The following is a 14,109-nucleotide window of genomic DNA, read 5'->3' as shown; positions in this document are numbered from 1 at the left end:
TTTATCCTTTGTTAAAAAATAGTGCATTTATCATCACGATAAGGACGCAAAACGGTGCGACAAAACGTAGACAAAAATACCAAATTTTAAATACTATTTCGCCCATATAAGGAATGAAAAGCTCTCGCAAAACATTAAATTTTATAAAATAACCAACAAAAATCGATATTATAATACCGCCAAGTGGAAGCATAATGTTTGAGCTAAGATAATCAAGGCAATCAAAGAAGGTCTTACCAAAAAATGTCAAGCTATCTTTTATGCCATCGATATTTGAAAGAGCACAAAGCACACCAAGCAGATAAACGACACTGCCGACGATAAAAATAGATTTTAAGCGACTTAGTCCATAATTTTGATTAAGATAAAATATACAAGGCTCAACCATAGAAATAGCTGATGTAAGTCCTGCAAATATAAGTGTAACAAAAAACAGAAAAGATAGAATATTTCCAAGCAATCCAAGTTTAGCAAATAGCGTAGGCAAAGATATAAAAGCAAGTCCGGCACCCTGCGAAGGCTCAGCATTAAACTCAAAAACAAAGGTAAAAACAATAAGTCCGATTATGACGCTAATGACAATGTTTAGCACAACCACATAAAGCGAAGAGGTAAACAAATTTGTCCTATCATCCAAACTTGCCGAATACGTAAGAACGCAACCGATTCCGACGCACATCGTGAAAAATGCAAGCCCAAGTGCCATAATGATAGACTCTTGAGTAACTTTGTTAAAATCAGGCACGAGTAAAAATTTAGCTGCTTTGTCAAATCCATCCATGCTCATCGAATATCCAAGCATCAAGAGCAAAAGAACAAAAAGTATAGGAATAAGCCATAAATTTACACGCTCAATGCCACTTTTCACGCCCTTTGTAAGAATAAAAAAATAGGCAAAAAATGCAACGCTAAAATATAAAATTTGTTCAGCTGCACTACTAGAAACAAATGTGCCAAACATCGCTCCAGAAGCATTTATATCACTTGGCAAAGTACCTAAGCTAAGCACGGCATATTTAATAACCCATCCGATAATGAGAGTATAAAAAGACGCCACAAAAACGCCAGTTATCATTATGACGCCAACCATTCCCCACGCATTTTTATGGGATGGAGCAAGGGTTTTAAAGGCATTTACAGTATCAGTGCGTGAAATTTTACCCATCGCCATCTCGGCAAAAAATATGCTAAGACCAACAACCAGGGCAAAAAATAGATACAAAAGTACAAATGCCGAACCGCCATTATTTCCAACCATATATGGAAATTTCCACGCATTGCCAAGCCCAACAGCTGCACCAACAATGGAGAGAATAAAGCCCAATTTTGAGAATCTCTCGGCCATTTATTTACTCACTATCTGATAAAGCATAATAACCACAATCGCAATCGGAACGACAAAACGAAGCAAAAAATGCCACACTTCAAACCAGAACTTACTCATAAATCCACTAAAAAGCAAATAAAGTCCATCTTTTTTAAGCACAAAGCCCACAAATATACTAAAAGCAATAGCTCCTATTGGCATTAAGACATTTGAAGTGAGATAATCAAGCACATCAAATATCGGCTTACCAAATAGTATAAAATTTTCTGCTGTAGGCTTGTAATACGATAAAATACACATAATACCCAAAATATAAACAAATACGCCTATGAAAACTAAAGCCTTTTTACGTGAAAATCCAAATTTATTAATCAAATAGTAAGTAAATGGTTCAATCATCGAAACCGCACTCGTTATACCAGTAAATAAAAGTGATGAAAAAAATGCAATTGATATGATATTTCCTATAAAACCGAGCTTGGCAAATAGCGTCGTAAGTGAGACAAATATAAGTCCAGGACCTGCTTGAGTCGTATCCTCTCCGTATGTAAACATAAATGTAAATACAATAAGCCCCATCATAATACCTATCAAAATATTAATAAAAATGATAGAGAGTGTTGATTTGAGTAAATTTGTATGATCTGGTAAACTAGCTGCATATGTTGAAACCGTCCCCACACCCATAGATAGCGAGAAAAAAGCTAGTCCAAGTGCTTGAAGGACGATATCTGGCGTAATCAAACTAAAATTTGGTATAAACAAAAATTTAGCTGCCGCTACAAAACCATCTGTGATACTCATAGAGTATATAAGCATACATAAAAGCAGAACAAAAAGGGTTGGCATCATCCAAACATTTAGCTTTTCTATGCCACTTTTTATCCCTCTTGAAACTACGCAAAATACAAGAAGAAATACTGCACTAAAACACAAAATAGCACTAAAAATATCACTGCTTAATAAATTTCCAAACTCTTCAGCAGCGTCTTTACTACTCTGTGGTAAAGCTGAAAAACTAGATACAATATACCTTAATATCCAACCAATAACCACCATATAAAATGAAGCGATGAGTACTGCCGTAACCATAAAAAAACCAGCCAACGACCAAGCATTTTTATGCCTTGGTGCGAGTTTGTGTATAGAGCTTACAACATCAGTTTCGCCAAGCTTTCCTATACTAAGCTCAGCTAAAAATGCAATAAATGCCACACCAAACGTAAGTAATAGATAAAGCAGAATAAATGCCGAACCGCCATTATTTCCAACCATGGTTGGAAATTTCCAAGCATTACCAAGCCCAACAGCAGAGCCTGCCATAGCTAAGACAAAGCCAATTTTAGAGAATTTTTCGTTTAACATAGTGGCCTTAAATTTTAATATAATATAAATAATTTTTTGAGCTTATCATAAAAAAACTTTTATTTTTCTAAGAAATACAAAGTATTGACATAAAATATCAAATTAATATGGAAAAAACGAAACATAAAATTTCTAGACTCTAAAAAATTAAAATTTAAGCTATTTTTTTGTATTATACGCTCTTATAAAGTTTTGAGTAGGGGACAGATCCGAAAGGGCTTTAAATTTAAAAAGGAGTAACGATGAAAAAAATCGTTTTTTTAACTTTCGCTCTTGTAGCATTCGCATTTGGTGCTGATGGCGAGATGGTAAAGTCTTATTCGCTTATCGCAGCTGGTATAGGTCTAGGTCTAGCAGCCCTTGGTGGTGCTATCGGTATGGGTAATACAGCAGCGGCTACTATCAGCGGAACAGCTAGAAACCCAGGTGTAGGCAGTAAACTTATGACTACGATGTTTATCGCACTTGCGATGATCGAAGCACAGGTTATCTACGCATTAGTTATAACACTTATTGTTTTATACGCAAACCCAATGCTTGGTTGATATCTCGCCCCCTTTTTTTGGGGGCAGATACATTATGCGACCTTGGTGGAATGGTAGACACGCTACTTTGAGGTGGTAGTGCCGTTACGGTGTGCGAGTTCAAGTCTCGTGGGTCGCACCATTTTTTTATCTCTTATTTATAATTTAAATTATACTCATCTTTCAATCAACTATACTACTGATATGCCTTTGAAGCAACACTACATCATCAGCACCAAATGCGAATGCTACAAGAGCGAAAGTTAAAAAAACAATTTTTTCATCATTGCTACTTTTTAAATTTACTTTTATCAAAAAAGAATCTATGAAATTTCTTAAAACATCAGGCAAAGCAGTATCTTATAAACTTTTAACCACTATTACAAGCATTAAAATTTGAAAGCTATTTTGTATAATAAACTTCATTACCTTTATTGCTATTTTATGTATTAAATTAAAATCGTATGTGGTTTTAAATATAAAAGTAGATGCGTCCAGTCATAACTAGACGCAAATTTTTACATAAATACAGGTATATCTGTGTGAGCTAGAAAAAATCTAGAAGTGCCACCTAGTACCATCTCAATTAATCCATTTTCGCCATGTCTTCCAGCCACTATAAGGTCTGATTTATTTTCTTTGGCTGCTTTTAGTAATGCCTCTCCTGGTATCGATGTAGTATCAATAACATCGAAAGTCGCCTTTATATCGTGAAGCTTAAAATACTCTTCAAGCTCTTGAAGATTTCTCTCTGTATCGTCACCTAAGCTCACACGAGATGTTATACAATGCACCTTTTTAGCTCTTTTTAAAAGACCAATCGAACTAGTTAATGCACGTGAGCTTTGAGATGTATCAGTCCAGCTTACAAGTATGTTATCGGCACTAAATTCCTTCAAATTTCTTGGTATAGCGATGACATTTTTGCCACTTTTTATTACAGCTGCTTCAAAAGTGCCTGTTATACGTCCATCAATAGGCACGGCAGCTATGACCATATCGCAAAATTTTGACTTCTCTTTGACTATCGCACTGCGTTTGCCACGATGAGTTGTAAATTTAGCCGTGCAAATACCCTCTTCATACTCATCGCTAATCTTTATATCTAAATCGGCACATATTTTTTTAAATAAATTTTCATTTTGTTTGCTTTCTTCTTCTAGCTCAGACTTGGCTGATTTTAAAAATTCCTCAAACAAAACACCTCCACGAAGCGTCATCTTCATATTATAAACTATACTTGGATCAAGCTGAAACGCCATAACTTCGATGTGTGTCTTTAGCCATTTTGCTACTTTTAAAGCACCATAAATTCTAGGCTCAATGTCATCTCCTGCACCAATTGGAAATAAGATCTTTTTATACTTCATATTTATCCTTTAAAATTTATTCAACCAAGCTAAGCGAAATTTTATTACCTTTTTGTTCGCTTACATACACTTTAACGCGATCACCGACATTAAACGGCGTCTTTATTTTTGATATGTGGAGTAATCCATCTACTCCATCTTTAAGTTCAATAAATACACCAAAATCAACGATATTTTTTACAACTCCATCAAACTCATCACCTATATTAAATACTGACTTTAACTTGTCTTTATCACGTCTATCACCATGCTTTTTAAAGCCACCACGCGAGTTGTCTTTTGAGGTGATTGATATAATGTAATCCTTTGCAGCATCGACATTTTTCTTGGCATCACCTGCTATTTTAACTTCGCCTTTTTCCCTATCAAGATCTATTGAAACTTCAAATTTTTCTATTATCTCTTTTATAGTCTTACCAGCTTGTCCGATAATATCTACTATCTTGCTTGGATCAACGCTAAATAGCTCAAGTTTTGGCAGCACATCATCATTTATCTCTATCTTTGCGTCCGCTTGCTCCATTAAATTTAATATATGATCACGTCCACGTTTAGCCTGATAAAGAGCTTCTTTAAGCACTTCAAGACTTATACCGCCTAGCTTTATATCCATTTGGAGTGCAGTTATGCCATCTCTTGATCCAGCAACCTTAAAGTCCATATCGCCATCATGATCTTCAAGCCCCATTATATCAGTTAAAACTGCGTGCTGATCTCCTTCAAATACAAGCCCCATCGCTACACCAGCAACTAGCTTTTGCGTATCTACACCAGCTGCACGAAGTGCGAGTGAGCCACCACAAACACTAGCCATAGAGCTTGAGCCGTTACTCTCTAAAATTTCAGAAACTACACGTATAGTGTAAGGCGAGCTTATATTTATGCTTGGCATTAAAGCACGTTTTGCAAGATTACCATGCCCTAATTCACGTCTGCCTGGAGCTTTTAGCGGACTTGCCTCACCTACACTAAATCCTGGGAAGTTGTAGTTAAACATAAATTTTTCAGTCAATGCACTCTTTTCGGTAAGCATATCATACATCTGAGCATCGCTATCTGTGCCAAGAGTGGCTATAACTAGAGCTTGTGTCTGACCGCGTGTGAATAAACAAGATCCGTGTGCATTTGGTAATAAATTTGTCTCTATACTTATCGGACGAACCTCATCAAGGGCTCTACCATCAGCCCTTACACGATCGTTTATAATCTGCTCACGCACAATTTTCTTCTTAAATTTAGCCAATACATTTGATATGACAGCCTCTTCCCAGCCCTCTTTTTGTGCGACTTCATCGCTTAAAATTTGCTTGGCGATCTTGTTTAACTCACTGGCACGTTCGCTTTTTGCCATTTGATTTATAGCATTTTTCACATCATTTTTATAAAATTTATCTATATAAATAGCTATGTTTTCATTCTCTATCTCTGGTTTAAGCTCTAAAATCGCATCCTCTTTTTTATGTGGAGCAAAAGCCTCTTCATAAGCACTACTTGCACGAAGTATCGCCTGAGCTGCCACATCGATAGCCTCAAGCATTTTATCTTCGCTAAATTCATTCATGCTTTGTTTTTGTGCTATACTCTCGCTAAGACTTGGATCGATCATCGGATCTATCGCTACGATAGGAATGACTTGTGAGCTTTGCTGTGCTATACTTCGCATCTCAATCATCAAAAGTTCATCTTTTGTTCCAGCCACATATAGATCTAATGCGCTTGATTTTAGCTCTGTATTACTTGGATTTATCACAAATTTATCATCTATATACCCCACTCTAACACCACAAACTGGACGATTGACAGGAATGTCGCTAAGATATAGTGCCACACTAGCAGCATTTAGACCAACTACTTGCAAATCCACCTCAGGATCAGCTGAAAGCACCATAACTACTATCTGTGTTGGATATGCATACCCCTTTGGGAAAAGCGGACGTAGTGAGCGATCGATAATGCGTGATGTAAGCGTCTCAAACTCCCCAGGTTTGGTCTCGCGTTTAACATATCCGCCTGGTATACGTCCAGCAGCATAAGACTTTTCTAGATATTGCACTGTTAGCGGTAAAAAATCTTCACTAACTTGTGTATCATCACGTGCAACAGTGGCTAAAACAACTGTGTTTTTTACTCGCAAAAGCACTGCACCAGCGGCTTGTTTAGCGACTTTATTTAGGTCAAATACTTCAACCTGATTATTTACTTCTATACTATATTGCATTGGTTTTTTCTCCTTGTTGTTTTTGCAGCGGTAGATAGTACGGGCTATCTTCTAGTATCGATATTATGCATTCACTATTTGCTTCGATTTTTTTATTATAATATGTATCAACATCGATAAAATCTGCGACCTTTTCGACCGTATAAATTTCATCGACCAAATCACTAAGGCTAGTAGCAACATCAGTAGCGATAATCGGCGTAGCATATGAGATGGTTTTTACTTTCAGTTTTGATAAAGTTTTTATACAAACTAGTGCAGTCAGCCCCGTCTCACAGCCCTCGTCCATTAAAAGCACATTACTCCCTTTTAATGATCTTAATAGATTGCCCTTTCTAAATTTATAAACATTTTTTAGAATTTTCTCTTCATATTTTCTATGTGCTTCACCGTAAATAAAATCATATGTAATATCAAAAGCTTTTGTTAATTCGTCATTAACGACTATATCTTCAGTCTCGCTTACTATGGCTATATCACACTCATTGTTATTTGGTGCGGCTATCGGTTCAGAAAATAGCATCTCATAACTTAAACCTAGCCCCTTGCATATCTCATCTGTCATTATAACTGAGTCAAGAGACATACAAACAACTATAGTTTTAGCTTCGACTAGCTCTTTTTTAGGTAAAATTTCAAGCATTTTAGTTGCAGCATCTAGCTGGTCTTTAAATTTATAAACGCTACTTTGTAGCATTAGTTGTTTCCACTATCTTGCGTTTTATCAACCGAAAAATCATAATGCACACCACCCATAGGATAAAAATTTATAGTAAAATATACGCCATTTGACTTTTTCGTTGCAGAGCCACTCGTGGTCGTTGTAGGCTCTATATCTTTTTGGAATACTATGCCATAGTTCCAACACTTTCTATTATGTTGAATGCCAAAACGCCACGACTTTGAATAATCCTTTTCCAAATCATATTGCCAACTGCCAAGTAGTTTAAACTGATGTGGCAGCTTTATGCTAGCCGATGTCGCTATATAGCTATCCTTCGTGTAGTTTAAGTTGCGTCGCATAGTATGTAATATGTTTGCTGCAAACAATTCATTTGAGTATATTATGCCTGTTTGTAGTCGTTTGATCTGACTATCTATGTGTGAATATTCAAAATTATTGTATATAGATAAATTTTTAAACGGATAAAAGGCTATTTTATTCTTTAAATTTGCGTATTCATCATCTTTTATATAGTATCCTTGTGAAATACTGTGGCGTAAAAATTTTCTGCCACTAGATAAGAAAAAATACTGCGTCGCATAAAGTGAAAACTCCTCTTTGTTTTTTCCCTGTATTAAGAAATTTTCATAGTGCGTCGAATCTAGATCGTATATAAACTCATCATCTAATTTACCCTTATCATATCCTGGTAAAAGATATTCACTGCCAAGATTTATAGTATGGAAAAATCCATCATACGCTTTAGCAAGATCTGTATGAAGTGCAAATTTATGGTAGTTATTAACATAATCAGTGCTTTTATCTTCCCTGCTATCAATAGCTGAGTTTGCTTTGTCATTATAGTTGATGTGTGTCGCATAAAGCTCTTCATAAAATGAAAATGTTGCTAAATCATCAAAAAGTGGCAAATGTGCTGATATAGGCAGTCTAAATTCATACTGTGTGGCCGTTATGCCTATACTTCTGTCGTATCTATGCGACTGAAGATCTATAGAGTATAATAAATTTGGAAGCACCAAATCATCGGTAAATTTATGGTATTGAAGCGATGGCAACTCTTGAAGCGTATCTTTGTTGCTATTTGGGCTGCCTATCTTTTCAGTATCGATATAATACTTCGCATACGCACCAAAATAGTGCTTGTCATTTGACACAAAATAGTTAAATTTAGACTTTACAAGTGAGTCAAAATCATCATCGCGACCCTTTAAATTTAAATAGTCTATATCATTTAATCTCATTGCATCTATCCACAAACCCTCTTGTATATCGACCTCTGTTAAGTATTTTATCAGCTTATCACGATCGTATTTAAAGCCAATGCCATTATGAGTTTTGTTTTTTAAACTAGCATCATTTGAGTTTTTATTTTTCTGCCGCTGTCTATATGAATTTGTGTCACTAAATGTACCAAAGCTTATCTCTCCGCGTGAATCAGGCGAATCTGCAAATCTAAACGTGCCATAAACTCCCGCACCACGACTAGTGCGAATTTGTGGATCAAGCTCAAAGTCCCACTCGTTATATGGAGCAAAATATATTGGTTGTTTGTAATAAAAGCCCTCATTTTTGCTATATCCTATCTCAGGTGGCAAAAGTCCGGTTCTACGTGTCGTATCGGTGGAAAATCCAAAATACGGTAGGTAAAAAACAGGCACTTGTCCAATATAAAACACAGGGTTAAACATATGTAAAAATTTGCTATTTTTATTTAGCATTGCGGAGCTTGACGTTATGCTCCAGTCTGGGCTTTGCACATTACAGCTTGATACCATTGCCCCTTTGGTGCGATAATACTCACTATCAGAACTACTCTCGTCGCTTCTTAGCCAGACCTCCATATCTTTATTCATCATAAAAAGTGCATCAAAACAACTACTATTATCTTTTAAATTTAGTTTAGCGTAGTTTGAACGTGAAATCTCGTCTTTGCCTTTCATCATATTGACATTACCAAAAAGCTCAATAACTGAGCTTTTTTGATCATACACGGCACGATCGGCCGTAACTAGGTAATTTTGTGAATATACAACTACATTTTTATTCGCTGTTACTATACCATTTTCTTGCCTGACATCATCAGCGAGTAGCTGAACATCTTCAATCGCAGCATTTAAACTTAAAGAAAAAGCTAATGATAGATATATAAATTTATGAAACATTTACTACAACCGTTTTAGCGACTTTGTCCTGCCAAGTCTGACGCTCATGGTTACCAAACGCCCAAACAAATCCAAGATAAAAACAGCTCTCACTAAATACTCTTACCACTGATCTTAAAATACTGGCTGATAAATCTGGCTTATCTAGTATATCTACATTTACGCAAATTATTTTATTAAGCATCATACCAACAGTCGCACCATAATACCAAATAAAAAATGCGTGATAAATAACTTTTAATGCTATCATCTGAAACAATAAATTTGAAGCCAATACCATCACCGCCTCATAAGTCTGAGCTAATGAAAACTGCTCATAATATATCACAAAAAATAGCACACTAATAAGTATCTCATCTATAAAAAATGCCCAAGCACGTTTGCTAAAACTAGCCAAAGATATACTCTCTCGCTCTAATTTATCTAATAAATTTAAGCTCATCTAAGTGCCTGCCAAGCTATGTCTTTGCGGTATTGCATACCTTTAAACTCAACATTTTTGCATAGCTTGTAAGCATTTTGTTGAGCATGTTTTATGCTATCCCCAAGTCCCACACATACCAATACTCTGCCACCACTTGCGTATATAACGCCATTTTCTTCGCTCACACCAGCGTAAACTAGATGTGAGTTTGTTGGTATTTTATGAACGATTATTGGCTGTTTTGGTGAGTTTTTATATGGGTAGTTTTCACTTGCGATCACGACGCCAACGGCGTATTGCGATTTTAAGCTTATATTTTTAAGTGTGCCTTCTGCTGCATTTTTTAAAATTTCACTAAGATTCCCATCTATCAAAGGCATAAGCACCTCACACTCAGGATCACCAAATCTTACGTTAAACTCAAGCACATATGGCTCATTATCTACAACCATAAGTCCTACAAAAAGCACTCCGCAAAACTCATTACCCTCGGCTTTCATACCTTTTAATGTTGGTTTTACAACCTCTTCTTCAACTCGTTTTATTAAATTTATACTCGCTAGTGGACTTGGTGCATAAGCCCCCATGCCACCAGTATTTACACCTTCATCGTTATCTAAAAGTCGTTTATGATCTTGTGCCACAGGCAATGTTACAAAGCTATCGCCATCACATATGGCAAAAAAGCTCAGTTCAAAACCATCTAAAAACTCCTCCACAACTACTCGCCGACCAGCATCACCAAAGCTCTCACCACTTAGCATATCAGCCACAACCGCCTTTGCTTCATCATGCGTTTTTGCTATTATCACGCCCTTACCAGCACAAAGACCATCGGCCTTAACAACGACAGTTTCACCCAAAGTGTCTATAAATTTAAAAGCTTCATTTTTATCATCGGTATTTAGATAACGTGCTGTTTTTATGCTATTTCTGGCTAAGAAATCCTTCATAAAAGCCTTGCTACTTTCAAGCTTGGCTGCTGCCCTACTTGGACCAAATATGACCAAACCATAAGCCTTAAAAACATCCACTATACCAGCACTAAGCGGTGCTTCAGGACCTACGATGGTTAGGGATATACTGTTATCTTTGGCAAAATTTGCAAGTTCGTTAAAGTCGGTTATATTTAAATTTTCACCAAGCTTTGAAGTCGCTCCATTGCCGGGTGCGAAGTAGAGTTTTGATACATTTTTTTCAGATTTAAGCTTAAGTGCGATAGCGTATTCTCTACCACCACTGCCGACGATAAGAATTTTCATTGTCTCTCCATAAATTTAAAACCCAAGTGAGCGTCGCATAAAAGAGTGGCCCATAAAACAAAGCCAATCTTGCAAATAGATGAGTGCTTTAAGGTTGCAACTTCTCGTGCTTTATAGGCATTTAAACAAAGCCACATCACATAGCCCCCATACATCTTCGCTAATACAAAAGTGTTGGACCCCGTTAGAATGCTTATTCGCATCACTCAGGCTTTAAAATTATATATGCTTTTTGCTTAAAATAACGTTTTAGCTAGTTTTATACACTCATCAATGCTTTGTATCGACGCTATAAGTGGCGTTGTAAGCTTATTTAATTCATTTGCTGTGGTGCGACCTATTGCGACTACTTTATAGCTTTTGTCCCAGCCAAAATTTTTTATAAAATTTCTCACACTTGATGGTGCAGTAAAGATTAAAATACTATTTTGTGGTGGTTTTAAGGCTTTTGGTAATTCGTTAAAGCTATTTTTATAGGCTATTATCTGTGTCAAATTTATGTCATTTTGCCTTAAAATTTCAGCCACATTTGATGCAGTCTGCATAGCTTTTAAAAATAGTACTTTTTTATCACTTAAAAATGGTATTATCTCATAAGCAAAGTCATCTCCGTGCGAGTTAAAAGCTGTATAAATTTGAGTAAATCCAAACTCACGTGCAGCTCTAGCACAAGGCTCTCCGATAGCAAAAACCCCTAAATTTTTATCTAGTTTTATCTGGTTTTGCCTTAATGCCTCAAGTGAGTTTTTAGAGGTTAAAACAAGTACATCAAAGTCGCTCAAGCTAACGCTAAAATCTAAAAATTTAATAGCACTCACATTTAAATTTATAACATTAGTGTCGTTTGTTTGAGTGTTTGAGATGAGATAAATTTTTGCCATTTTCACTCCAAATATCCACGCACGATACTCCACTCACGTACCAAATCATCAAGTCTAAATTTAGCATTTGCAGGACTTGTTGATAGTAGCTTTATCACACTATTTTGAGTCGCGTTTTTTATATCTTTTGCTAAAAATTTAAGACAAATTTCATATGCCTTACCGCCATTTGCAAAGACCTGTTTTATATTTGCTGTTTTAAAGATAGGCTCTAAATTTACTGGCACGACCTGCGTCATTGCCGCATCACTTGAACCATCTATACTACAACTTAGTGCAGCATCATAAATCGCAACTCCATGTGCTAATAAAAGCTTACGTTTTTGATCTACGTTTTGCGGGATCTCAGCCCTTAAAATTTTTGCCAAAACACGCCAAAAGCGATTTTGTGCATTTGCATAGTAAAATCCTTGCTCACGAGAGACAATAGACGGAAACGAGCCGAGTATCAAAACTTTAGAATTTTTATCAAATATCGGCTCAAATGGATGAATTAAGCTCATTTTAAATCTAAGCAAGTCTGACAAAACACCAAACTATCGCTCCCTGTCTTTAAATACATTAACATACACTCTTACTCCCACTCTTCTTTTTCTAATATTCTTTTCATATAAAGCCGTTTAAAATAAAAGCTTTTCGTTTGTGCTGTTTAGAAACTTTTACTCCATAATACTATCTGTTTTACAGTGTTTAATCTCATGTCTTATTCCAATTAAAAACCTATCTTTTCCGTTTGCCTTTCATATGAAAATATCTATAGTCTATACTTTTCTTGTTGGTTATTGATCTACCCATTTAAAACCTCCGACTATAAGCGTTTTTTAAAAGAAGCCTTAATAGCAATCACTTTATCTATCACTTCATTTATTAATTCATCATAGTTTTCATGATTATCAAAATCTAAACCGCCAATATAATAGATAATCCTAGAAGCTTTTTTATTATCTAATCTCTGCCAATCCATACAAAAGCGTATTTCATTTTGTATTGTTTTAGATTCCAAGTATAACTTATCGAAAAGTTCCTTATTATCATTTATATAAACTTCAATGCCTATACTGTTTGTTTTATTTACCAATGTAATTGATATATGTGCTTCGCTTGTGCCAAGAGCAACATCATACCAATGATCTGTTGTGGCTTTTCTTACATTAAATGGCTTATTTCTTAAAATTAAAACTTCATTAAATCTATTCCAGAAATTCAATCTTTCAGCCTGTGCTTTGCTTAACTCTCCACTATCTATACTGACATTTGCTATTTTTACAAAATCATTAGGCTTCTCTATAATCACAAATTTAGGTGCGGGCAAAGAATCACCAATCTTATATGCACGAATTTCCATTAGAAAAAACGAAATATCTTTAGTTGTCTTATTGTTTAACCACTCTATTGCACTTCTGTGTTCTTCTCTTGCTTCTTTAACTACCCAGATCACAACATTTGCATCTAAACCGGAAGCATATGTTATTATTTTGCCTAAATGGTTATGGTCGGTAGCGTCCAGTTGATTTTCTATAATTACTTTAATTCCTGTGGTTTCATCTTTTGCCACTAAATCACAACGGTAAGAACCAACAAAGACTTCTTTATTTATCTCTGTCAATGTTAATCCTATTTCATCGCTTAGTATTTCAATATTTTCTTCGTTGGATAACCATTCCGAAAAATCATATTGCTCATGCTTCCAGAGTTCTTTAATATCAACTTCTTCTAATTTTCCTAATTTCAATTTGTTTACCACTCTTTAAATATCTTTCAATATTGCTATCAAATTTTTCATTTCTTTAGAGATAATATATCGATTCATAAGCTCAAAATCTATATTTCCTAATTCATTCACCGGCATCATAACCTTTTGTCTTGCCATTCTATCGCCATTAAATTTATA

General features: G+C 35.5%; 14 protein-coding genes and 1 tRNA gene. 2 read left to right on the top strand and 13 right to left on the bottom strand.

Translation table 11 applies throughout. The features are described from left to right. Nucleotide 1: 1 nt before the first annotated feature. Both KDE13_RS04365 and KDE13_RS04360 read right to left on the bottom strand, forming a co-directional pair. Entirely contained in the window at nt 2-1,345 is a 1,344-nt protein-coding gene (locus tag KDE13_RS04365) for a sodium-dependent transporter (protein ID WP_212140789.1), read from the bottom strand. Beyond that, complete coding sequence (locus tag KDE13_RS04360; protein WP_212142944.1) at nt 1,346-2,692, bottom strand: sodium-dependent transporter; 1,347 nt, start codon at nt 2,690-2,692, stop codon at nt 1,346-1,348. It abuts the gene before it with no gap. Nucleotides 2,693-2,934: 242 nt separating this feature from the next. Here KDE13_RS04360 and KDE13_RS04355 point away from each other — a divergent pair, with 242 nt between their 5' ends. Then, nucleotides 2,935-3,237: a F0F1 ATP synthase subunit C gene (locus KDE13_RS04355; protein WP_212140787.1), complete on the top strand. Its 303-nt coding sequence runs from the start codon at nt 2,935-2,937 to the stop codon at nt 3,235-3,237. Between the two features lie 36 nt (nt 3,238-3,273). Next, nucleotides 3,274-3,358, top strand: a tRNA-Leu gene (locus KDE13_RS04350). Nucleotides 3,359-3,399: 41 nt separating this feature from the next. Here the strand turns inward: KDE13_RS04350 and KDE13_RS04345 are convergent. The 11 genes from KDE13_RS04345 to KDE13_RS09650 form a co-directional block, all read right to left on the bottom strand. After that, the gene (locus KDE13_RS04345) at nt 3,400-3,567 is read right to left on the bottom strand and encodes a hypothetical protein (protein ID WP_212142943.1); all 168 of its coding nucleotides are present in this window, start codon (nt 3,565-3,567) and stop codon (nt 3,400-3,402) included. A 167-nt stretch (nt 3,568-3,734) separates the two neighbouring features. Beyond that, on the bottom strand, nt 3,735-4,586 hold the full coding sequence (locus tag KDE13_RS04340; RefSeq protein WP_212140786.1) for a universal stress protein: 852 nt from the start codon (nt 4,584-4,586) through the stop codon (nt 3,735-3,737). Between the two features lie 16 nt (nt 4,587-4,602). Then, a complete protein-coding gene (locus KDE13_RS04335; protein ID WP_212141362.1) occupies nt 4,603-6,804 on the bottom strand; it encodes a polyribonucleotide nucleotidyltransferase in 2,202 nt (733 codons plus the stop codon). Further along, nucleotides 6,794-7,501 (bottom strand): sodium:proton antiporter, encoded by a 708-nt coding sequence (locus KDE13_RS04330; protein WP_212140784.1) that lies wholly within the window; start codon nt 7,499-7,501, stop codon nt 6,794-6,796. The genes KDE13_RS04335 and KDE13_RS04330 overlap by 11 nt, the downstream gene beginning before the upstream one ends. Further along, a complete protein-coding gene (locus KDE13_RS04325; RefSeq protein ID WP_212142942.1) occupies nt 7,501-9,651 on the bottom strand; it encodes an LPS-assembly protein LptD in 2,151 nt (716 codons plus the stop codon). The genes KDE13_RS04330 and KDE13_RS04325 overlap by 1 nt, the downstream gene beginning before the upstream one ends. After that, nucleotides 9,641-10,093, bottom strand: coding sequence for an RDD family protein (locus KDE13_RS04320; protein ID WP_212142941.1), 453 nt, complete (start codon nt 10,091-10,093; stop codon nt 9,641-9,643). The genes KDE13_RS04325 and KDE13_RS04320 overlap by 11 nt, the downstream gene beginning before the upstream one ends. After that, nucleotides 10,090-11,337, bottom strand: a complete 1,248-nt coding sequence (gene purD, locus KDE13_RS04315; RefSeq protein WP_212142940.1) for a phosphoribosylamine--glycine ligase — start codon at nt 11,335-11,337, stop codon at nt 10,090-10,092. Before purD ends, KDE13_RS04320 begins: the two co-directional genes overlap by 4 nt. Nucleotides 11,338-11,573: 236 nt before the next feature. Beyond that, nucleotides 11,574-12,218, bottom strand: coding sequence for a uroporphyrinogen-III synthase (locus tag KDE13_RS04310; RefSeq protein WP_212142939.1), 645 nt, complete (start codon nt 12,216-12,218; stop codon nt 11,574-11,576). 2 nt (nt 12,219-12,220) lie between these two features. After that, nucleotides 12,221-12,721 (bottom strand): DNA-deoxyinosine glycosylase, encoded by a 501-nt coding sequence (locus KDE13_RS04305; RefSeq protein ID WP_212141367.1) that lies wholly within the window; start codon nt 12,719-12,721, stop codon nt 12,221-12,223. Between the two features lie 305 nt (nt 12,722-13,026). Continuing rightward, a complete protein-coding gene (locus KDE13_RS04300; protein WP_212142938.1) occupies nt 13,027-13,950 on the bottom strand; it encodes a DUF4268 domain-containing protein in 924 nt (307 codons plus the stop codon). A gap of 15 nt (nt 13,951-13,965) precedes the next feature. Continuing rightward, on the bottom strand, nt 13,966-14,088 hold the full coding sequence (locus KDE13_RS09650) for a hypothetical protein (protein WP_267873703.1): 123 nt from the start codon (nt 14,086-14,088) through the stop codon (nt 13,966-13,968). Nucleotides 14,089-14,109 lie beyond the last annotated feature (21 nt).

It is taken from the genome of Campylobacter anatolicus (assembly GCF_018145655.1).
GTDB lineage: Bacteria > Campylobacterota > Campylobacteria > Campylobacterales > Campylobacteraceae > Campylobacter_A > Campylobacter_A anatolicus.
Note: the sequence above shows the minus strand (reverse complement) of the source record. Positions and strands in the feature narration are given on the sequence as shown.